Source organism: Actinoallomurus purpureus, assembly GCF_024055795.1.
Classification (GTDB): Bacteria; Actinomycetota; Actinomycetes; order Streptosporangiales; family Streptosporangiaceae; genus Actinoallomurus; species Actinoallomurus purpureus.
This window is the reverse complement of record NZ_JAMXMY010000005.1, coordinates 143,722-163,033: the sequence shown is the minus strand read 5'-3', so window position 1 is coordinate 163,033 and position 19,312 is coordinate 143,722. Positions and strand designations below refer to the sequence as shown.

21 protein-coding genes and 1 pseudogene are annotated in these 19,312 nt (G+C 72.4%); 12 read left to right on the top strand and 10 right to left on the bottom strand.

The genetic code is table 11. The annotated features are described in order from the left end of the window. Window positions 1–96: 96 nt before the first annotated feature. Window positions 97–1,005, bottom strand: a pseudogene (locus tag NE236_RS12170) (aspartate carbamoyltransferase catalytic subunit); the annotation flags it as partial. After that, window positions 1,002–1,538, bottom strand: coding sequence for a bifunctional pyr operon transcriptional regulator/uracil phosphoribosyltransferase PyrR (gene pyrR / locus NE236_RS12165; RefSeq protein WP_252842017.1), 537 nt, complete (start codon window positions 1,536–1,538; stop codon window positions 1,002–1,004). The pseudogene NE236_RS12170 and the gene pyrR, both read right to left, overlap by 4 nt. Window positions 1,539–2,090: 552 nt before the next feature. Here pyrR and bldD point away from each other — a divergent pair. Next, window positions 2,091–2,585, top strand: a complete 495-nt coding sequence (gene bldD / locus NE236_RS12160; RefSeq protein ID WP_252782932.1) for a transcriptional regulator BldD — start codon at window positions 2,091–2,093, stop codon at window positions 2,583–2,585. A gap of 362 nt (window positions 2,586–2,947) precedes the next feature. On the opposite strand, the gene NE236_RS12155 is transcribed toward bldD, so the two are convergent. Next, entirely contained in the window at window positions 2,948–3,400 is a 453-nt protein-coding gene (locus tag NE236_RS12155; RefSeq protein WP_252842016.1) for an SAV_6107 family HEPN domain-containing protein, read from the bottom strand. A gap of 275 nt (window positions 3,401–3,675) precedes the next feature. Here NE236_RS12155 and NE236_RS12150 point away from each other — a divergent pair, with 275 nt between their 5' ends. The 4 genes from NE236_RS12150 (at window position 3,676) to NE236_RS12135 (ending at window position 6,357) form a co-directional block, all read left to right on the top strand. Continuing rightward, complete coding sequence (locus tag NE236_RS12150; protein WP_252842015.1) at window positions 3,676–4,140, top strand: YbaK/EbsC family protein; 465 nt, start codon at window positions 3,676–3,678, stop codon at window positions 4,138–4,140. A 128-nt stretch (window positions 4,141–4,268) separates the two neighbouring features. Beyond that, window positions 4,269–5,444 (top strand): hypothetical protein, encoded by a 1,176-nt coding sequence (locus NE236_RS12145; protein WP_252842014.1) that lies wholly within the window; start codon window positions 4,269–4,271, stop codon window positions 5,442–5,444. Next, window positions 5,441–5,764, top strand: a complete 324-nt coding sequence (locus tag NE236_RS12140) for a hypothetical protein (RefSeq protein WP_252842013.1) — start codon at window positions 5,441–5,443, stop codon at window positions 5,762–5,764. Before NE236_RS12145 ends, NE236_RS12140 begins: the two co-directional genes overlap by 4 nt. A 5-nt stretch (window positions 5,765–5,769) precedes the next feature. Further along, window positions 5,770–6,357 (top strand): GNAT family N-acetyltransferase, encoded by a 588-nt coding sequence (locus NE236_RS12135; RefSeq protein WP_252842012.1) that lies wholly within the window; start codon window positions 5,770–5,772, stop codon window positions 6,355–6,357. Here NE236_RS12135 and metF read toward each other — a convergent pair. Further along, window positions 6,309–7,217 (bottom strand): methylenetetrahydrofolate reductase [NAD(P)H], encoded by a 909-nt coding sequence (gene metF, locus NE236_RS12130; protein WP_252842011.1) that lies wholly within the window; start codon window positions 7,215–7,217, stop codon window positions 6,309–6,311. The two genes, NE236_RS12135 and metF, sit on opposite strands and share 49 nt — an antisense overlap. A gap of 48 nt (window positions 7,218–7,265) precedes the next feature. Between metF and NE236_RS12125 the strand changes: the two genes are divergently transcribed. Beyond that, the gene (locus NE236_RS12125; protein ID WP_252842010.1) at window positions 7,266–8,327 is read left to right on the top strand and encodes a polyprenyl synthetase family protein; all 1,062 of its coding nucleotides are present in this window, start codon (window positions 7,266–7,268) and stop codon (window positions 8,325–8,327) included. A gap of 95 nt (window positions 8,328–8,422) precedes the next feature. Beyond that, window positions 8,423–8,593, top strand: coding sequence for a hypothetical protein (locus NE236_RS12120; RefSeq protein WP_252842009.1), 171 nt, complete (start codon window positions 8,423–8,425; stop codon window positions 8,591–8,593). A 124-nt stretch (window positions 8,594–8,717) separates the two neighbouring features. On the opposite strand, the gene NE236_RS12115 is transcribed toward NE236_RS12120, so the two are convergent. The 5 genes from NE236_RS12115 to NE236_RS12095 all read right to left on the bottom strand — a co-directional run bounded on the left by NE236_RS12115 (window position 8,718) and on the right by NE236_RS12095 (window position 11,947). Then, window positions 8,718–9,149 carry a hypothetical protein gene (locus tag NE236_RS12115; protein ID WP_252842008.1) on the bottom strand — a complete coding sequence of 144 codons (432 nt, stop codon included), beginning with the start codon at window positions 9,147–9,149 and terminating at the stop codon, window positions 8,718–8,720. A 267-nt stretch (window positions 9,150–9,416) separates the two neighbouring features. Further along, a complete protein-coding gene (locus tag NE236_RS12110; RefSeq protein WP_252842207.1) occupies window positions 9,417–9,584 on the bottom strand; it encodes a hypothetical protein in 168 nt (55 codons plus the stop codon). 46 nt (window positions 9,585–9,630) lie between these two features. Further along, window positions 9,631–10,314 (bottom strand): thiamine phosphate synthase, encoded by a 684-nt coding sequence (gene thiE, locus NE236_RS12105; protein WP_252842007.1) that lies wholly within the window; start codon window positions 10,312–10,314, stop codon window positions 9,631–9,633. A 48-nt stretch (window positions 10,315–10,362) separates the two neighbouring features. Next, entirely contained in the window at window positions 10,363–10,740 is a 378-nt protein-coding gene (locus NE236_RS12100; protein WP_252842006.1) for an Rv2175c family DNA-binding protein, read from the bottom strand. Window positions 10,741–10,777: 37 nt separating this feature from the next. After that, a complete protein-coding gene (locus NE236_RS12095; RefSeq protein ID WP_252842005.1) occupies window positions 10,778–11,947 on the bottom strand; it encodes an NAD(P)/FAD-dependent oxidoreductase in 1,170 nt (389 codons plus the stop codon). A gap of 163 nt (window positions 11,948–12,110) precedes the next feature. On the opposite strand from NE236_RS12095, the gene thiO reads away from it, so the two are divergent. The 5 genes from thiO (at window position 12,111) to NE236_RS12070 (ending at window position 17,350) form a co-directional block, all read left to right on the top strand. Continuing rightward, a complete protein-coding gene (thiO, locus tag NE236_RS12090; RefSeq protein ID WP_252842004.1) occupies window positions 12,111–13,226 on the top strand; it encodes a glycine oxidase ThiO in 1,116 nt (371 codons plus the stop codon). Continuing rightward, window positions 13,223–13,423 (top strand): sulfur carrier protein ThiS, encoded by a 201-nt coding sequence (gene thiS, locus NE236_RS12085; protein WP_252842003.1) that lies wholly within the window; start codon window positions 13,223–13,225, stop codon window positions 13,421–13,423. The genes thiO and thiS overlap by 4 nt, the downstream gene beginning before the upstream one ends. Window positions 13,424–13,425: 2 nt before the next feature. Continuing rightward, on the top strand, window positions 13,426–14,220 hold the full coding sequence (locus NE236_RS12080) for a thiazole synthase (RefSeq protein ID WP_252842002.1): 795 nt from the start codon (window positions 13,426–13,428) through the stop codon (window positions 14,218–14,220). Window positions 14,221–14,386: 166 nt separating this feature from the next. Then, entirely contained in the window at window positions 14,387–16,405 is a 2,019-nt protein-coding gene (pknB, locus tag NE236_RS12075) for a Stk1 family PASTA domain-containing Ser/Thr kinase (protein ID WP_252842001.1), read from the top strand. Window positions 16,406–16,486: 81 nt separating this feature from the next. Then, window positions 16,487–17,350, top strand: coding sequence for a deoxyribonuclease IV (locus NE236_RS12070; RefSeq protein ID WP_252842000.1), 864 nt, complete (start codon window positions 16,487–16,489; stop codon window positions 17,348–17,350). A gap of 262 nt (window positions 17,351–17,612) precedes the next feature. Here NE236_RS12070 and NE236_RS12065 read toward each other — a convergent pair whose 3' ends face one another. Next, window positions 17,613–19,310, bottom strand: coding sequence for a sodium/solute symporter (locus NE236_RS12065; protein WP_252841999.1), 1,698 nt, complete (start codon window positions 19,308–19,310; stop codon window positions 17,613–17,615). Window positions 19,311–19,312 lie beyond the last annotated feature (2 nt).

Genomic DNA, 19,312 nt, shown 5'->3' with positions numbered 1-19,312 from the left:
GTCCCCGCGGTCACGGATCGCTCCGCCACGCGACACGTCCCCGCCGTCACGGGCGGCGTCGCCGCCGTCGCGGGCCGCGCCGCCGATCGCCGGCTCGGAGCCGCCCAGCAGGAGGTAGAGCACGGCCATGCGGACAGTCACGCCGTTGGCCACCTGCTCGACGATGGTCGAGCGCGGCGAGTCGGCCACCTCCGCGGCGATCTCGACGCCGCGGTTCATCGGGCCGGGGTGCATGACGATCGCATGCTCCGGGAGCGCGGACAGGCGGCGGGCGTCCAGGCCGTAGCGCCGGCTGTACTCGCGGACGGTCGGGAAGAAGGCGTCGGACATCCTCTCCTGCTGCACCCGCAGCATCATCACGACGTCGCTCTTGGGCAGGACGGCGTCGAAGTCGTAGGCGACCTCGCACGGCCAGGTGTCGACCGCGACGGGGAACAGCGTGGGCGGCGCGACCAGCGTGACGTCCGCGCCGAGCGTGTTCAGCAGGAGCACGTTCGAGCGGGCGACCCGGCTGTGCAGGATGTCGCCCACGATGGTGACGCGGCGCCCGTCGAGGTCACCGAGCCGCCGCCGCATGGTGTAGGCGTCGAGCAGCGCCTGCGTCGGATGCTCATGCGTGCCGTCGCCGGCGTTGACGACGCTGCCGCGCACCCAGCCGGCGAGCCGATGCGGAGCGCCGGAGGCGTTGTGGCGGATGACGACGCCGTCCGCGCCCATCGCCTCGAGGGTGAGCGCGGTGTCCTTGAGGCTCTCCCCCTTGGAGACGCTGGAGCCCTTGGCGGAGAAGTTGATGACGTCCGCCGACAGCCGCTTGGCGGCCGCCTCGAAGGAGATGCGGGTGCGCGTGGAGTCCTCGAAGAAGAGGTTGACGACGGTGCGCCCGCGCAGCGTGGGCAGCTTCTTGATCGGACGGTCGGCGATCCGGGACAGCTCTTCGGCCGTGTCGAGGATGAGCAGCGCGTCGTCCCGGGTGAGATCGGCCGCCGAGATCAGGTGGCGCTTCACTTGGGGACCTCCAGCACGACGGCGTCCCGGCCGTCGATCTCGGCGAGCAGCACCTTGACCTTCTCGCGGGCGCTGGTCGGAAGGTTCTTGCCGACGTAGTCGGCGCGGATGGGCAGCTCGCGGTGGCCGCGGTCGACCAGTGTGGCGAGCTGCACGGCGCGCGGGCGGCCGAGGTCGTTCAGCGCGTCGAGGGCCGCCCGGACGGTGCGGCCGGAGTAGAGGACGTCGTCGACCAGGACGACGACGCGGTCGTCGACCCCCTCGGGGGGCAGCTCGGTGCGGCCGAGCGCACGGGCCGGGCGCAGGCGCAGATCGTCGCGGTACATCGTCACGTCGAGGGAGCCCTGCGGAATCGGCTCGCCCTCGACCTCGGCGATCCGCGCGGCCAGGCGGGCGGCGAGCGTGACCCCGCGTGTCGGGATGCCGAGGAGGACGATGTCGCGGCCGCCCTTGGTACGTTCGAGGATCTCGTGGGCGATCCTGGTGAGCGCCCGCCGGATGTCGGGGGCCTCCAGAACGGTCTTGTGACTCACATCACTATCGGGTGACGATCCGTGCGCAGGCACGGAGGCAGCACTCACCGCGATAACCTCCTTTCCCGCCTCACTGGACGGGCCTTAAAGGACGTCGGGCGCTCTCACGTTAGCAGGACGGCCACCGGCGCCCCGCACCGGCACCGGCACGTTTCCGCTGGTGACGACACTGCGCAAGCGAGCCGCCGGACGCCGGGCCCCGGATATGGCAAGCTTTTACCCGACGGTCGGCGGTCCACTCGACGCGGGGCCACCGGGTCCCGGAAGCCCCGGCACACAAGGGATTCCGAGCGCTCCGAGCCCCTCTTCGGAGGCCCCGCGGACGCCGACTGATTCGCCGCTTTTTTCCAATCAGCTTGACCTGGGGCTCTCCCCGTTTTACCGTCACTGTCCGTAACCATCCCTGGGATGGACCCCTCGGGCAGTCGGCCCCCCGGCCGACTGAGAGTGCGCCTCACGGCGCACCCGTCTCGGGGTGGCGGGAACCACCCGTCCGGGGTCCTCCTCCCGGGGCCATATCGACGACGAGAAAGTGAGCCTGGGGGCCGCACGATGCCGTCTGAATACGCTAAGGCTCTCGGCGCGAGGCTTCGCGCCATCCGCACCCAGCAGGGTCTGTCCCTGCATGGCGTGGAGGAGAAATCACGTGGCCGCTGGAAGGCCGTCGTCGTAGGTTCGTACGAGCGGGGCGACCGCGCCGTCACCGTTCAGAAGCTGGCCGAGCTCGCCGAGTTCTACGGCGTGCCGGTGTCCGAGTTGCTCCCCGGCGGAGCCGCGCCGAGTCCGCTCGGCCCGACGCCGAAGCTCGTGATCGATCTCGAGCGACTCCAACAGCTTCCGAAGGACAAGGCCGGTCCCCTCGCCCGTTACGCCGCGACGATCCAGAGCCAGCGGGGCGACTACAACGGAAAGGTCCTGTCCATCCGGCAGGAGGATCTGCGTTCGCTGGCGGTGATCTACGACAAGTCACCGACGGAGCTCACCGAAGAGCTCATCGGCTGGGGCGTCCTCGACCCTGAGGCACGCCGCGCGGTCGAGGCGTTCTGAGCCATAACCAGTGATCATGCGGCCCCCACGGGTCGCCGCATGATCGATGCGTCGTGAGGAAACCCGTCCGGTATGACCGGACGGGTTTCTTCATGCCCGCACGTGCGTCGTGGCCGCCAAGGGCCCGCCCAGCGGACGGACTACTCGGCGCAAAGACCGACTACAGCGCGCGATTCACGGCTTTCAGCCGGATTTGTGCTCGCGGTCACCGAGCATTCGGCGCGTCCGGCGGGCCGAGAGGCCGACCGGGCGAACGTGGGCATGGTGAGCGGCCGCGCGGGTCCCGTCGCTTCGGGGGGAGGTCCACGACGGGACCCGCGGGCGCACCCGGCTCCGGTGAAGAGCCGGCCTTCGGAGGGGGCTCAGCCGACGGCGGGCAGCATGGGCTGGCCCGGGACGCCAAGGGTGGTCTCGACGAGCGAGACGAAGATCTCCGCGTCGCGCAGGAGCTCGTCGGCCTCGTCCGCGGTGACGGCGCGCGGCAGGCCGGCCTCCGCGGCGGCGCGCTTGTCGGCGCCCGCGGCGAAGAACGCCGCCCACTCGCGCAGCGCCGGCTCGACCTCGGGCAGCAGCACCCAGACGCTGCGCGGTCTGCCGCGGGTGCGGGATCCGGGGTCGGCGCGCTCGGCGAGCACGGCGGCGGCGGCGCGCAACGCCGCCAGATGCGCCGCGACGTAGCGCTGCGCCGGAGCGGCCGACTCGGCGGCCTCGATGAGCCCGCGCCGGGCCGTCTGAAGGAGGGACATCGCCGATGCGGCGGGCCGGTGCCGTGGCGCAGGACGAAGAGGGGCGGCAGTGGACGACCTTGCGGACATGACATGCCTCCTTCCGCTCGGCGGGCCCAAGGGCCCAGGGGGGCCGGGCGAAGCGCTTCCCCTCGCCCCGCCCGGCCGTCGCATCCCGCCCGGCATGCGCTGCCCGCGAGAGACGATCCCCTCGGCGCGGGCCGCGAGTCCCGCGCCGTACTCGAACACAAGTTCGAGCATGTACCTCAGTAAAGCGGCCACCACTCCATTCGTCAACGTGTTCGAATAGATGTGTCCTCGCAGTTCGGAACCCCTTACCTCGCTCCGGGCCATAAGGTGCTGGCATGCATCCCAACGCCGAACACGTCGCCGCCCGCCTCCGCGAGCTGGGCGCCGGCGGACAGGTCCGCGAGCTGCCGGAGGCCGCGCCGACGGCGGCCGCGGCGGCGGCCCAGCTCGGCTGTGACGTCGGCGCCATCGCGAACAGCCTGATCTTCGTCGCCGACGGGGAGCCGCTGCTCGTCCTGACCAGCGGAGCGCACCGGGTCGACACCTCCGGGCTGGCCGAGCGGATCGGCGTCGCCGGGATCAAGCGGGCGGACCCCGAGTTCGTCCGGTCGGTGACCGGGCAGCCCATCGGAGGCGTCGCACCGCTCGGGCACCCGCGGCCGGTGCGCACGCTCGTCGACGAGTGGCTGGCCAAGTACGACGTCGTCTGGGCCGCCGCCGGGCATCCGCACACCGTCTTCCCCACCTCGTACGACGAACTGCTCCGTCTCACGGGCGGCGCGCCGGCCGACGTCGGGTAGACCTGCGGTGTGACCGACACCGGACGGTCCGTCACGGCATCGGGCACGCGTCAGCGGAGACAAGGGCCGACAGGCGGTGATACAACGGTCACCAGAGGCGTGAGCGCACTCCCCGGAGCGTGTGCCCTATGGCTGGACAGGACGGTCTGCGTGCCAGTGCGGCGCGCGACAAGGATTTCGTCGGCATCGACACCGCCGCGATGGCTCGGCTCATCCAGCAGATGACGAGCGCGTCGAACGCCATCACCGCCTGGCTGCGCACGAACGCCGCGCTGCCCCCGAGCGTCCCGCACACCGGCCTGCGCCAGGCTGCGGCCGTGGAGAGCTGGACCCGCGCCCAGCAGGGGATGCTCGCCAGGCGGCGCGACTACGCCATCGCGCACCTGAGCAAGGGCGCCGCCGACATGCCGCGGGTCGGCACGGGCCGCCTCGGCGATCGCCCGAGCCGTACGACCGCGGCCGGGGCGGGGCACGCGGTCGGCCACTTCCCCGACGCGCACGCCGCGACCAGGGCGGGTTCCGCCGACGCCGCCACGATCCACGCGGCGCTCCAGGCGCACCGCCTGGTCCCGGCCGACGTCTGGAGACGGCTGTCGGCCGATGCCGGGGACCCCGACTACGTCAAGGGTCTGTACGCGCGCCTCGGCCCCGCCGGAACCGCCGACCTGATCGCCGCCGCCCTCGGGCACGAGGCGCGCCTGGCGGCGGTCCGGGAGTCGCTGGGCCTGGCCGGCCATCATCTGCCGATGACGGAGAAGTGGTTCCGGGAGCTCCTCGACGAGGCCTCACGGAAGGGCGTGCACGACGACGTCGTCCACGTGCTCGAACACGCCGGGCTCGACCGGCGGGCGAAGGTCGCCCTCGCGCACATCGGGCTGACCCACCTCGCAGCGGCCCCACCCGAGCACCGGTTCCCCACTCCCCACCCGCCACATGAGGCGATGGTCCGCCCGGCCGCGACGGACCCCGAGGCGGCGGCCGAACTCTACGCACGTCACTCCGAGGCCGTGCACCGGGCGCTCGCGGGCTACCCGCACTCCACGACGCTGGAACGGCTGGTCGCGCACGGCACGGCCGCCCACGCCGCCGACGCCCATGCCACGGCTGCGGCCCACGCCGCCACCGCCGCTCACGCAGCCGCCGCCCACGCATCCGACCAGGCCACGACCCGCCACGCGGCCGGCGCCCACGCCGCCGCAGCCGTCCCCCCATCCGACCAGGCCACCACCCACCACGCGGCTGCCGACGGCCGCGGCGCGGCCGCTCCGCCCACGGCCGCCCGCGACGCCGGGAGGGACTCATGAGCGCCTATCCGCCGTCGCCGGCCACCCTCCGTCCGCCGACGGACCCGCCCGGCCCGCCGGGTGGCCCGGCGCAGCGGCCCAACCCGGCGTACGCCGAGTTGTACGCCGCCTACGAGCGCGCCTACGCGAGTGCCCCTACGCTGGAGGCGGCGCTCGATCCACCGGTCCGCACGGCCGGCGACGCCTGGGTCGGGCCGGCCGCGCGGACCTGGGAACGGCAACTGGAGACCGAGCGCGGGCAGCTGAAGAAGGCGGCGGCCCAGATTCTGTGGGACATTTACGACGCGCTGTCGAAGGTCCCGCCTTATCTACCTAAGTGAGCCACGTGAGACCAGCTTTTGGAGCCCGGCGGGAGACCGCGCCGCAGATACGGGAGATCGACAAGCGGGCGTTCTTCCGGCGGCTCGACGCGATGCTGGAGACGTACGCCGCGGCGATGGAGCCGCCGACCGACCAGATGCCGGGCCGGCGGACCATCATGGAACGCCATACCGCGTACCCCGGGTTCCGCGCGTTCGTCGCCGGCCGCCGGCGCAACGTGGCCGGCTTCGCGTACGGCTTCCACGGCGAGCCCGGGCAGTGGTGGCATGACGTCGTACACGCCGCGCTGGCCGAGACCGGCGGCGCGGAGCACGCGCGCACCTGGATGGACGACGCCTTCGAGGTCGCCGAGTTGCACGTGCACCCCGACAGTCAGGGCCAGGGGCTCGGCCGGAGGCTGATCACCACACTGTGCGCCGGACGCACGGAGGGCACTGTCGTGCTGTCCACGCTCGACGCCCAGACGCCCGCCCGGAACCTCTACCGCTCGCTCGGGATGACGGACCTGCTGAGCGGCTTCCGGTTTCCCGGCGGTGGGCCGCTCTACGCGGTGATGGGCGCGCGCCTCCCGCTGACCTCCAGGCGGTCGTAGACCTCGCGCGTCGCGGTCGAACTGTTGAACGTGATGAAGTGAATGCCGGGCACGCCCTCATCCAGCAGCGTGCGGCACAGCCCCGCGGCCTGCTCGATGCCGAGCCGCCGCACCGCCTCCGGGTCGTCCCCGACGGCCTCGAACCGCTCCGCCAGCTCCGCCGGGAACGGCGCGCCCGACAGCTGTTCGGACCGCTCGATCGTGCTCAGCTTGGTGACCGGCATGATGCCCGGGATGATCGGCACGTCACAGCCCTGCGCGGCGACGCGGTCGCGCAGCCGCAGGTAGTCCTCGGCCTGGAAGAACATCTGTGTGATCGCGTAGTCGGCGCCGGCCTGGCACTTGCGCACGAAGTGCCGGGTGTCGCTCTCGACATCGGCCGACCGCGGGTGCTTGTACGGGAACGCCGCGACACCGACACTGAAGTCGCCCGAGGACTTGATGAGCCGCACGACCTCCTCGGCGTACTCGACGCCGTCGGGATGCTTGATCCACTCCCCCATCGGGTCGCCGGGCGGGTCGCCCCGCAGCGCCAGCAGGTCGCGCACGCCGACGGCGGCGAACCTGCCGATCAGCTGCCGCAACTCGCGGATCGAGTGGTCGACGGCGGTGAAGTGCGCGACCGGCGTGAGCGTCGTGTCCATCGCGATGCGCTCGACGATCTCGACCGTTCGGTCCCGGGTGCCGCCGCCGGCACCGTACGTCACCGAGACGAAGGTCGGGCGCAGCACCTCGAGCCGGCGGATCGCCTGCCACAGGTTGCGGGCGCCCTGCTCCGTCTTGGGGGGAAAGAATTCGAAGGAGAACGTCGGCTCGCCCGCGGCGAGCACTTCCCGGATCGTGGGGCGAGCGGAGGTCATGCAGACCAGGGTAACGGGGCAGGCCTCGAAGGCCACTAGTCTCGACACATGGCCTCCAGTCGTGTACGTAAGGAGATCGACGAGGCGCTGTACGCCTTCGTCGACCGGCAGCGCCCGGTGCTGCGGGCGGTCGGCGACGACCTGGCACCGATGCTGACGGCGCTCGATGCGCTGCTGGCCGGGGGCAAGCGACTGCGCCCGGCGTTCTGCTACTGGGGCTGGCGCGGATCGGGCGGCGAGCAGCGGCCCGAGATCTACGCGGCGGCGGCGTCCCTGGAGCTCCTGCAGGCGAGCGCGCTGATCCACGACGACGTGATGGACGGCAGCGACACACGACGCGGTCAGCCCGCCGCGCACCGCCGGTTCGAGGCGCTGCACGCCGGGTCGGGCTGGCGCGGTTCGGCCGAGGCGTTCGGCGCGGGCGCGGCCATCCTTCTCGGCGACGTGTGCCTGTCCTGGAGCGACGAGATGTTCCAGGGCAGCGGTCTTCCGCAGGACGCCCTGCGGCGTGGGCGGCCCGTGTTCGACCTCATGCGCACCGAGGTGATGTGCGGGCAGTACCTCGACCTCGTCGGGCAGGCGCGAGGATCGGGCGTGGACGGGCGGGCCATGGTGGAGGCGGCCCTGCGGGTCGTCCGGTTCAAGTCCGCCAAGTACACCATCGAGCGGCCGCTGCAGCTCGGCGCGGCGCTGGCCGGGTCCGGGGCGATGGCGGCCCTGTCGGCGTACGGCATGCCGCTGGGGATCGCGTTCCAGCTGCGCGACGACGTCCTCGGCGTCTTCGGGGACCCGGCGGAGACCGGCAAGCCCGCGGGCGACGACCTCCGCGAGGGCAAGCGCACCGTCCTGATCGCGCTGACCCTCGAGCGGTCGGCTCCGGTCCAGGCGGAGACCGTGGAGCGGCTGCTCGGCGACCCCGGGCTCGACGCCGAGGGGGTCGAGCGGCTCCGGGCGATCATCGTGGAGACGGGCGCGCTGGACGCCTGCGAGCGGATGATCGACCGGTACGCCGACGAGGCGTCCGGTGCGCTGGCGAGCGCGCCGCTCACGACGGAGGCCCGCACGGCACTGTCGGAGCTGACGATCGCCGCCACCGCCCGCCGGGTCTGACCCTTCTGACCTGGGCCTCCGGCCGGGATAGTGATTCGCCGGACAAGCGGGGTTTGGGTGGATAAGAATGAGGGCATGATCCCTCGAATGCCCGCATGAAGCTCGACACGCCGTACCCGCCGCGTATCGTCGAACCCGTGGCCCACGTGCGCGCCTCCGCGCCCGGGCCGCGACACAGCCCCCGCAGCCGGAGACTGATTCTCGCGCTGACCTTGGTGGCCGTCGCCGGGTTCCTGCTGGGCCTGGGCCTGCCGGCCCATCCCTAGCGCCGGCTGACGCGACGGCGCGTCCTCCGAGCAGACGCCGGCGAGCCCGGCCGTCATCCCGACACAACGAAGAGCCCCCGGCCCGAGAGAGCGGGCCGGGGGCTCCTTTTCGTCAGCTGACGCCTCAGCGCGTCGCCTTGATCGTCTGCGCCGCGCCCGTACCGATCGACACCCTCAGGCTGGTCACGCCGGTCCAGTGGAGGCCCTTCTTGCCACCCAGGAGGACATAGCCGGGCTTGCCGAGCTTGCCGGCGGCCGGGACGGCGATCGGCTTCAACGGCGTGGAGATCTTGCCCCTGACGATCGTGATCTTGACGTAGACCTTCTTCTTGGTCTTGTTCTCGGCAAGGCCGGTCAGGGTCGTCAGCTTGCCGCGGAAGACGACCTTTCCGAGCGCCCTCGACGTCCAGTGCTTCGTGGTGGGGCTGTAGACGTGAAGCTTCTTGACCGCCACCGGCGTGGGCTTCGCCACGGTGGCGTGGGCGGTGCCGGCGGCGCCCATGAGGGCGACGCCCGACACGATCGTGGCGGCGATCGTCTTGTGGACGAGCGACATGTGCTTCTCCTCGCGTGAAGGGGGATCCGGCCGCGTCACAGGCGAACCTCCGCCCCGCGACCGGACGCGAAGCTACCAAGCCCTTTGATCTTGCTGGAAGGTCCCAGGACCAAGTTGAGCCGCAAGTCCCCTACAAAATCGACCAAGATAGTGGAGAACGCCGGACTTCTGAGCTCAAAGCTCCTGGAAGAGAGGGTGGACCACCGATCCCCCGGTCCGCCCGGGGAAATTGGTCACGCGGACTCTGGCGCGGCCGGGCCGGGTCTGTTACCAGTGCGGCGGACGGTCCTCCAGCAGACGGGCGTCGTCGTCATCGTCGCGGGGGTAACCGCCCCAGCCGAGCTCGGACTCGTCGCGCGTCTGGTCGGGCAGCACCGCCAGATCGTCGTCGTCGGCCAGCTCAACGAGGCGCTCGTCGTCAGGGTTGCCGATCACGCGTCCCATTGTCGCGCATCGGACCGGTCGTCTCGTCCGGGGGTGATCAGAACGCGTGGTCGGCGTCGCGAAGGCGTCGGGCGAACCCGGCCGCGGCGCCTCGCGGATCGTCCGCATCGGTGATCGCGCGGACCACGACGACGCGGTGGGCCCCCGCCGCGAGCACCTGGTCGAGGTTGCCGGCGTCGATGCCGCCGATCGCGAACCAGGGCCTGCCGAAGCCGCGCCGGGAGATGTACTCCAGCAGACCGATCCCGGCCGCCGGACGGCCGGGCTTCGTCGGCGTCGGCCACGTCGGACCGGCGCAGAAGTAGTCGACGCCGGGCTCGGCGGCGGCGGCCGCGGCCTGTGCCTCCGAGTGCGTCGACCGGCCGATGAGCATGTTCTGGCCGACGACGGCGCGCGCGTACGGGACCGGAAGGTCGTCCTGTCCCAGATGGAGGACGTCCGCGCGTACGGCGTGGGCGATGTCGGCCCGGTCGTTGACCGCGAGCAGCGCGCCGTGCTTGTCGCAGGCGGCGCGGAAGGCCGAGAGGTACTCGATCTCCTGCCGCGCCTCCAGGCCCTTCTGCCGGAGCTGCACGATGTCGACGCCGCCGCCGAGGACCGCGTCCAGGAAGTCCTCCAGGTCGCCCTGGGCCTCCCGTGCGTCCGTGCAGAGGTAGAGGCGGGCCCGGTCGAGCCGGGCCCGCAGGGTCACGGCGCGTTCAGAGGGCAGGTGCCTCGCCACTCCCAGACCTTTCGCCGGTGGAACGACCCGTCGCCCGCCCTCCGCGGCTCAAAGGGCCAGCGCCTGGGCGCGCCGATTGATCTCCTTGAGGCGGTGCTGGGTGAGCGCCTGGACGGGTGTTCCCGGGAGGGACTCGTCCTCGGTGAACAGCCAGCGCAGCGCCTCGACGTTGTCGAGGCCAGAGTCGGCGAGCACCGTCAGGGTGCTGTTCAGTCCCTTGAGCGGCTGGCCGTCGGAGATGAACGCCGCCGGGACGCAGAGCCCTGCGGCACGCTGCACTCCCAGGAGCTTGTGGTCACGGAGGAGCTGCTTCACTCGCTTGAGATCGAGGCCGAGGCTGTCGCCCACCTCACGGAGGGTGAGCCATTCGCCCACCAGTGCGTCGGTCTGTCGGTCGATCTCGATTTCGGCAACGGTGTGCGTCACGGAATCCTGCCTACCACCTTCGGCATCTTCTGAAACCTCACTCACGGACGGTGTCCCTGACCGGAACGGCGGGATCCGCCAACGCTGACCGGTCGATGCGTTTCCGGCCTGCGATGATACGCCGAGCCTGCAGCAGGTCGCGCGGCCGGTCGACGGTGAGGATCGCGACGAGCCGATCGCCGGCGAGCCAGCAGGCCGCCCACCCTCCGGCTCCCGGCTCCCCGCGCCAGATCATGGCGTCGGCGACCGGATGATGTCCGGCGTACTGCACCATGTGCCCGAACTGCTCCGACCAGAAGTACGGCACCGGATCATAGACGCGGTCTCCGCCCAGGAGACCCGCGGCCGCGACCTCCGGGGCGTTCAGCGCGGTGTCCCAGTGCTCGACGCGCAGGCGGCGCCGGAACGTCGGCGACCACCACGCGGCGCAGTCGCCGACCGCGAACACCCCTGGTCGGCCGGTGCGCAGCCGCTCGTCGACGGCGATCCCGTCGTCGAGCGCCAGGCCCGCGCCCTCGAGCCAGGCCGTCTCGGGACGGACTCCGACGCCCGTCACGACCGCGTCCGCCTCGATCGAGCCGCCACCCGCCAGGTCGAGGCCGCCCCGCCCCACGGAGGCGACCTTGACGCCGGGGCGGAGCTCGACGCCCGCTTCGGAGTACCAGGCCGCCGTCTTCGAGCCGACCTCGGCGCCGATGGCGCCGGCGAGCGGCGCGTCGGCGGCCTCCACGACGGTGACCCGGCAGCCGGCCGCGGCCGCCGCCGTCGCCACCTCCGCGCCGATCCAGCCGGCGCCCACGATGGCCACCCGGGCTCCGGGGCGCAGCTCGGCGCGGAGCGCGCGGGCGTCGTCGATGGTGCGCAGCACGTGCTGCGGGCCCTCGCCGGGCAGCCGGATCGGCGACGCCCCCGTCGCGATCACCAGGCCGTCGAAGCCGAGGGGGCCCGCCGTCGTCTCCAGGGCGTCGGTGAGACCGGTCACACGGTGCCCGAGGAGCAGTTCGCAGTCGAGCGCCGTCCAGTCGGCGTCGACGGTCGTGTCGTCGGTCTCACCGCGCAGGACTGCCTTGGACAGCGGTGGCCGGTCGTACGGGCGGTGTGGCTCGGCCCCGACCAGCGTCAACCGGCCGGTGTACCCCTGCGCCCGCAGTGCCTCGACGGTCCGGACGCCCGCCAGTCCACCACCTGCGACGATCACCCGCTCCATGTCCGTGACCTTATAGTCTGATGGCGTAAGCGCGGGAGTCCGGCGTACCGGGCTGAGAGGGCGGCACAGCGGCCGCCGACCGCATGAGCCCAGCCGACGGCGGCCTTTCGCCGGCGGGGGCTCTGGACCTGATCCGGATCATGCCGGCGAAGGGAGCGCACGCGTGCACGTGGTCATCGTGGGCGGCGGAGTGATCGGCCTCGGGATCGCGTGGCGGTCCCTGGTCCGTGGCGTCCGCGTCACGGTCGTCGATCCCGAGCCGGCGAGCAAGGCGTCGCGCGTCGCCGCCGGCATGCTGACCCCCGTCACCGAGCTCGGGTACGGCGAGAACGCCCTGCTGCGGCTCGGTATCGCCTCCCGTGACCGGTACCCCTCGTTCGTCGCCGAGCTGGAGGACGCCTCCGGCCTCGACACCGCGTACCGGCGTGACGGGGTGCTGCAGGTCGCTCTCGACTCCGACGACCTGGCCGTCCTGGAGGAGCTGCGGAGGTTCCAGGAGTCGCTCGGCATCGCCGCCGAGGCGCTCACCGGCCGGGAGTGCCGCCGCCGGGAGCCCATGCTGGCGCCGTCGGCGCGCGGCGGGCTGTTCGCGCCCGACGACGGTTCGATCGACCCCCGCCGCCTGTCGGCGGCCCTGCTGGCCGCCGTCGACCGGCTCGGCGGCACCCTGATCCGCGACCGCGCGGCCGAGGTCCTGGTCGACCGCGACCGGGCCACCGGCGTGCGGCTCGCCGGCGGCGACGCGCTCCACGCGGATCAGGTCGTCCTGGCCGCCGGCCCGTGGAGCCACGAGCTCAAGGGGCTGCCGCCGGACACCGTTCCCCCGGTCCGCCCGGTGAAGGGCCAGGTCGTACGCCTGCGCGGCACGGTCCCCCTGCTCGGCCACACCGTCCGCGGCCTCGTGCGCGGCTCCTCGGTCTACCTCGTGCCCCGCGCCGACGGCGGGCTCGTCATTGGCGCGACCCAGGAGGAGATGGGCTACGACACGACGGTCACCGCGGGCGGCGTCTGGGAGCTGCTGCGGGACGCCCGCGAGCTGGTCCCCGGCGTCACCGAGCTGGCGTTCGAGGAGGTGACCGCGGGCCTGCGGCCCGGCTCCCCGGACAACGCCCCCATCCTCGGGCCGTCGGCGCTGCCCGGTCTGCTGCTCGCCACTGGTCACTTCCGCAACGGCGTGCTCCTCACCCCGGTGACCGCCGACGCCATGGCGGAGACCCTCGCGACCGCCGAGCCGCCCGAGGTCATCCGGCCGTTCACACCCGGAAGGTTCCGACATTGAAGATCACCGTCAACGGCGCCGAACGGGACACCCCGGAGGGGTCGTCGGTCGCGGGCGTGGTCGCGTCGCTGACCGAGCGTCCCGCCGGTGTCGCCGTCGCGCTGAACGACGAGGTCGTGCCGCGCGCCGACTGGACCACCACGATTCTGCGCGAGGCGGACCGCATCGAGGTGCTGACCGCCGTTCAGGGAGGTTGACCATGCAGCGCAACGCCGAAGACGCCCCCGCGGCGGAGCCCCTCGTCATCGCGGGCGAGAGCTTCGAGTCACGTCTGATCATGGGGACGGGAGGCGCGCCGAGCATGCGGGTCCTGGAGGAGGCGCTGACCTCCTCCGGCACCGAGCTGACCACCGTCGCGATGCGCCGCGTCGGCGCGGACGCCCCCGGCTCCGTCCTCGACGTGCTCCGACGATGCGGCATCCGGATCCTGCCGAACACCGCCGGATGCTTCACGGCGGGCGAGGCCGTCCTGACCGCCAAGCTCTCCCGTGAGGCCCTGGGCACCGACTGGGTCAAGCTCGAGGTGATCGCCGACGAGCGGACCCTGCTGCCCGACCCGATCGAGCTGCTCGACGCCGCGGAGCGGCTCGTCGACGACGGGTTCGTCGTGCTGCCGTACACCAACGACGATCCGGTGCTGGCCCGGCGCCTCGAGCAGGCCGGCTGCGCCGCGGTGATGCCGCTCGGCTCCCCCATCGGCTCGGGGCTGGGCATCCGCAACCCGCACAACATCGAGCTGATCGTCGAGCAGGCCGGGGTGCCCGTGGTCCTGGACGCGGGCCTGGGGACGGCCAGCGACGCCGCCCTCGCCATGGAGCTCGGCTGCGACGCGGTCCTGCTCGCCACCGCCGTCACCCGGGCCCAGTCGCCTGCACTGATGGCCGCGGCGATGCGGCACGCGGTGGAGGCCGGCCGGCTGGCCCGCCTCGCCGGCCGGATCCCCAAGCGCCGGTACGCTCAGGCATCGTCGCCGTGGGAGGGGCTGAGCTCTTGAACCCGCAGCCCGGCGGTCCGGCCATCGGTTACGAGATCCTTGGGCTCGCCGGACACGCCGCTCACCAGGCGGTTCGGCTCGGCGATGGTCTCGATCGGACAAGGATTGATGCTTTGATCCACACTCGTGACAAGTATGCACCTCGATCCCTAATACACTCCCTCTGATGGATACGACGGTTGCGGACCCCCTCGTCGGGCAGGTGCTCGACGGGCGCTACCTCGTACGGTCACGTGTCGCCCGCGGGGGCATGGCCACCGTTTACGCCGGTCACGACACCAAGCTCGACCGTACGGTGGCGCTCAAGGTCATGCACGGAAACCTCGCCGGCGACGAGGAGTTCGTGCGGCGTTTCATCGGCGAGGCCAAGCACGCCGCCGCCCTGTCCCACCCCAACGTCGTCGCGGTCTACGACCAGGGCACCGACAAGGGCTACGTGTTCCTCGCGATGGAGTACGTCCCCGGGCGGACCCTGCGCGACCTCCTGACGGAGCGCGGCCGGCTGGGACCGCGCGAGGCCCTGCAGGTCATGCAGCCGGTCCTGTCGGCGCTCGGCGCCGCGCACCGCGCCGGCCTGATCCACCGCGACGTGAAGCCCGAGAACGTCCTGCTCACCTCCGACGGACAGGTGAAGGTCGCCGACTTCGGCCTGGCCCGCGCCGAGACCGCGAGCAAGCAGACCAAGACCGGCATGATCATCGGCACGGTCGGCTACCTCGCCCCCGAACAGGTCATCTCCGGCGACGCCGACGCCCGCACCGACGTGTACGCCGCGGGCATCATGCTGTTCGAGCTGCTGACCGGCCGCCAGCCGTACGACGGCGGCACGCCGCTGGCCGTCGCCTACAAGCACGTCAACGAGACCGTGCCGTTGCCGTCGAGCGTCATCGCCGGCCTGCCGCCGCAGCTCGACGCGCTCGTGGCCAGCGCCACCAACCGCGACCCGGCGCGCCGCCCCTCCGACGCCGACCACTTCCACGCCGCGGCCGGCGAGGTGTACCGCCTGCTGCCGCCGGAGGTCGACGCGGCGCTGGCCGGAGTGGCGGCGGCGCCCCCGCCTCCGCCCGCCTCGCTCTCGCCCGCCACCGCCCTCGGCGCCACGTCCGCCGACGGCTCGACGCAGATGTTCGGCCAGCACCCGGGCGGCTACGCACCGCCGCACGCGGGGACGCAGACGTTCAACCCGCAGACGATGGCGATCCACCACCAGCCGCCGTCCCCTCCGACCATGCGGGATCGGCTGCTGCGGCCGCCTGGCCTGTACGGGCTGATCGCGGCCGGTCTCGCCGTCGTGCTGCTGCTCGGCGGGGTCGTGTGGTTCCAGACGGTGGGCAACAAGGAGCGTGTGCCCACGCTGACGGGGCTGACCGAGGAGCAGGCCCGCGTCAGCGCCGAGAAGGTCGGCTTCAAGATCAAGGTCGGCTCTTCGCGCTTCGACCCGAACGTCCCGAAGGACAAGGTCGCCGAGGTCCAGCCGCAGCCGGGCACGGAGGTCAAGAAGGGCACTCTGCTCACGCTGATCCTGTCCAAGGGCAAGCAGCCGGTCGCGATCCCGGACGTCAAGGGCAAGCCGGTCGAGGAGGCCAAGCAACTGCTGCAGCAGAAGGGCCTCAAGGCCGGCGACTTGGACAAGCTGGCCAGCACCACCGTGCCGAACGGCTCGGTGATCAAGACGCGCCCGGCGGCCGGCACGGAGCAGAGCCCGGATGACCCGGTCACCCTCGTGGTCAGCACCGGCATCAAGATGCCGAGCCTCGTCAACCTGAAGCGTGAGGTGGCCGCCCAGAAGCTGGCCAAGCTCGGTCTCAACGTGCAGTGGCAGGAGCAGGACCCGGGCGACGGGCAGCAGCCGAACACCGTGATCGGCCAGAACCCGCCCGCCGGTTCGCCTCTCACGCCCGGCCAGGCCGTCCAGGTCAACGTGACCAGGGCCGAGAAGAAGTGCGCGCCCTTCGACCTGCCCTGCCTGTTCAATCGCATGAACGGGAAGGATCAGAACGCAGGCCAGCCGGCCCCCGTTCCCAACGTGGTCGGCCAGCCGATGCAGCAGGCCGCCACGGCGCTGATCAACAGCGGTTTCCGGGTCCAGGCCAGCGGCGGTCAGCCGTCGGACGTCGTCACCGGCCAGGATCCCGGAGCTCCCGGTCCGCTGCCGCGGGGAACGGTCATCAACATCTGGCACTGAGCGCCGCCGTCGCCACGGGGCCTCGGCGTCGGCCGACCGGCCGGATGAGGATCCCCGGCACGGCACTAAGCTGGATCGGTCATGGCCAGTGAACGCATCAATCCGATCGGGGCGCACGTTCCGGTGGCGGGCGGGCTCGCGACCGGCGGGCTCCGCTACGCCGCCGAGATCGGGGCCGAGGCCGTCCAGGTCTTCGTGAGCAATCCACGGGGCTGGGCACGCGCCGCCGGGAAGCCCGCCGAGGACCGGCGGCTGCGCGAACACAGCGAGCAGCACGACCTGCCGGTGTTCGTGCACGCGCCCTACCTCATCAACCTCGGCTCACCGAGCCCCGAGACCATCGCGGGCTCCGTCGCCTCGATCCGGCACGCCCTCCAGCGTGGCGCCGTGATCGGCGCGCGGGGCGTGGTCGTGCACACCGGCTCCGCGGTGTCGCAGCCGCGGGAGGACGCCATGCGGCAGATCCGCGAGCACCTGCTGCCCCTGCTCGACGAGATCCCCGCCGACGGTCCCGACCTGCTCCTGGAGCCGATGGCCGGCCAGGGCAACATGCTGTGCGCCACGGTCGGAGACCTCGGCCCGTACCTCGACGCCATCGACCGTCATCCGCGCGCCGGAATCTGCCTCGACACCTGCCACGCGTTCGCCGCCGGACACGACCTGACGGCGCCGGGCGGCGTCGCGGAGACCCTCGACGCGCTGGCCGAGACCGCCGGCGCCGACCGGCTGGGGCTCATCCACGCGAACGACAGCAAGGACGCGTGCGGCTCGTGCCGGGACCGCCACGAGAACATCGGAGCCGGGCTGATCGGCGCCGCCCCGTTCGCCGAGCTGTTCCGCCATCCGGTCAGCCGCGGCGTGCCCCTCGTGATCGAGACCCCGGGCCGCAGCGCCGAACCGCACCGCGCCGACATCGAGACCCTCAAGAAACTCCGCGACGGCTGACCCGGCCTCGGCATGAAAAAGGCCTGGGTGCCGCTGAACAACCCCCCGACCGTTCAGCAGCACCCAGGCGCGCCGCCTGGCATCCACCCCCCCGAGTCGGAGCCTGGCGGCCGTCCGGAGAACGTCGCTGTGTCCGAAACCCTAGGGTCCCCGCGCCGCCCCGCGAAACCCATATTGGCCTCGCCTCGGCAAACGGTTAGTAGTGAGCGGTATACGTTCCGTAAGTGGGAGCCGAGCGGTCGGTGGGGCGCGACGAACGGCGTCAGCGCGGCCCCTCCGGCAGGAGTTCCTCGGGGAGGTGCATCCGGGCCATCGCACGGTCCGTGCGCTCGGGAACCCGGCCGGGGGTGAGCAACGACACCGCGATCGTCGCCGCGAACGCCAGGGGAACGGTCAGGATCGCCGGTTGCTCGACGAGCGTGCCCAGCCAGCCGGAGCCCGGGCCGGGATCGCCGAGCACCCGCGCGAGCCCGGCGGCGGTGGCCGGCAGGCCGCCGGCGACGACCCCGGTCATCGCGCCGGGCGGGGTGAGCCGCCGCCACCACACGCCGAGCACGAGCACGGGGCACAGTGACGAGGCGGCGACGACGAACGCGACGGTCACCAGGGCCGCCGACTGCGGCGTGCAGGCCCAGGGCGCGAGCAGCAGCGGCACGGCCACCGCGACCAGGACGGCGGTACGGAAGCCGCGGGTCCCGCCGCCGAGGCCCTGGGCGATGCTGCCCGACACGGCGACCACGACGCCGCAGGACGTCGAGGTGAAGGCGGCGAACGCCCCCGTCGCGACCAGGGCGGTGAGCAGGTCTCCGGTGACGCCGGGGACGATCCGGTGCGGCAGCAGGAGCAACGTCGCGTCGGTGTCCCCGGTCATCAGCAGTTCCGGCGTGTAGAGCCGGCCGAGGGTGCCGAACAGGGCCGGGAAGAGGGAGAACACCGCCAGCATCAGGACGACGAGCCCGGCCGTGCGCCGGGCCGTGCGCCCGCACGCGTTGGTGTAGAACCGCACCGTGATCTGCGGCAGGCCCATGGTCCCGAGGATCGTCGCGAGGAGCACGGAGTAGGTGGCGGCCAGCGGGTGTTCACGGCCGCCCGCGAACGGCGTCGCCCAGCGGTCGCCGCGCAGCAGCGCGATCCGCGACGTGTGGGGCACCGCCGCGCCCGCGGGGAAGCGGAGCCGGGTGCCGGCCCGCACCCGGTGCCGGCCCGCCGCGAGGTGAAGCCGCTCGCCGCTGTGGCGACGGCCGTCGAGGACGCCGGTGACCGCCACCACGGCCGGTGCCGCCAGGTGGATGCCCGCGCCCGTGTCGGCCGTCACGGTCGTCTCACGGTGGAAGTACGGCGGCCGCGCGGCGTCCGCGTCGTTCTGCAGCCGCCACACGGCCAGGAAGACCAGCGCGGGGACGGCCACGGCCGTCAGCTTCAGCCAGAACTGCACGGCCTGCACGCCGGTGATGCTGCGCACCCCGCCCGGGAGGACGAGCACGACGACCGCCGCCATCACCACGAGCCAGCCCATCCACACGGGCAGTCCGCTGATCACCGACAGGGTCACTCCGGCGCCCTGGAACTGCGGGAGGAGGTAGAACCACCCGATGACGAGGACGCACGTGCTGACGGCACGGCGAACCCGCCGCGAACCCAGCCGCCATTCGGCGAAGTCCGACAGGGTGTACGCCCCGGAGCGCCGCAGGGGAGCCGTGACGAGGGCGAGCAGCACGACGTGACCGGCGGCGGCGCCGATCGGCAGCCACAGCATGTCGGCGCCGTACGCGAGCACGAGACCGGCCATGCCGAGGAAGGCCGCCGCGGAGACGTACTCGCCGCTGATCGCCGAGGCGTTCCACCAGGGCGACACCTCGCGGGCGGCGGTGTAGAGGTCGCAGACCTGGGCGGGCCGGCCCCGCGCCGGCACGGTCGCGAGTGAGGCGATGAGCAGGGCCATCGCGAGCATTGTGATCATTT

Coding starts and splice junctions, on each gene's coding strand:
- NE236_RS12065 (WP_252841999.1), bottom strand. CDS start 19,310: ATGATCACAATGCTCGCGATGGCCCTGCTCATCGCCTCACTCGCGACC.
- NE236_RS12125 (WP_252842010.1), top strand. CDS start 7,266: ATGGCCTCCAGTCGTGTACGTAAGGAGATCGACGAGGCGCTGTACGCC.
- NE236_RS12155 (WP_252842016.1), bottom strand. CDS start 3,400: ATGTCCGCAAGGTCGTCCACTGCCGCCCCTCTTCGTCCTGCGCCACGG.
- NE236_RS12150 (WP_252842015.1), top strand. CDS start 3,676: ATGCATCCCAACGCCGAACACGTCGCCGCCCGCCTCCGCGAGCTGGGC.
- NE236_RS12120 (WP_252842009.1), top strand. CDS start 8,423: ATGAAGCTCGACACGCCGTACCCGCCGCGTATCGTCGAACCCGTGGCC.
- bldD (WP_252782932.1), top strand. CDS start 2,091: ATGCCGTCTGAATACGCTAAGGCTCTCGGCGCGAGGCTTCGCGCCATC.
- NE236_RS12115 (WP_252842008.1), bottom strand. CDS start 9,149: ATGTCGCTCGTCCACAAGACGATCGCCGCCACGATCGTGTCGGGCGTC.
- pknB (WP_252842001.1), top strand. CDS start 14,387: ATGGATACGACGGTTGCGGACCCCCTCGTCGGGCAGGTGCTCGACGGG.
- metF (WP_252842011.1), bottom strand. CDS start 7,217: ATGACCTCCGCTCGCCCCACGATCCGGGAAGTGCTCGCCGCGGGCGAG.
- NE236_RS12095 (WP_252842005.1), bottom strand. CDS start 11,947: ATGGAGCGGGTGATCGTCGCAGGTGGTGGACTGGCGGGCGTCCGGACC.
- NE236_RS12070 (WP_252842000.1), top strand. CDS start 16,487: ATGGCCAGTGAACGCATCAATCCGATCGGGGCGCACGTTCCGGTGGCG.
- NE236_RS12080 (WP_252842002.1), top strand. CDS start 13,426: ATGCAGCGCAACGCCGAAGACGCCCCCGCGGCGGAGCCCCTCGTCATC.
- NE236_RS12145 (WP_252842014.1), top strand. CDS start 4,269: ATGGCTGGACAGGACGGTCTGCGTGCCAGTGCGGCGCGCGACAAGGAT.
- NE236_RS12140 (WP_252842013.1), top strand. CDS start 5,441: ATGAGCGCCTATCCGCCGTCGCCGGCCACCCTCCGTCCGCCGACGGAC.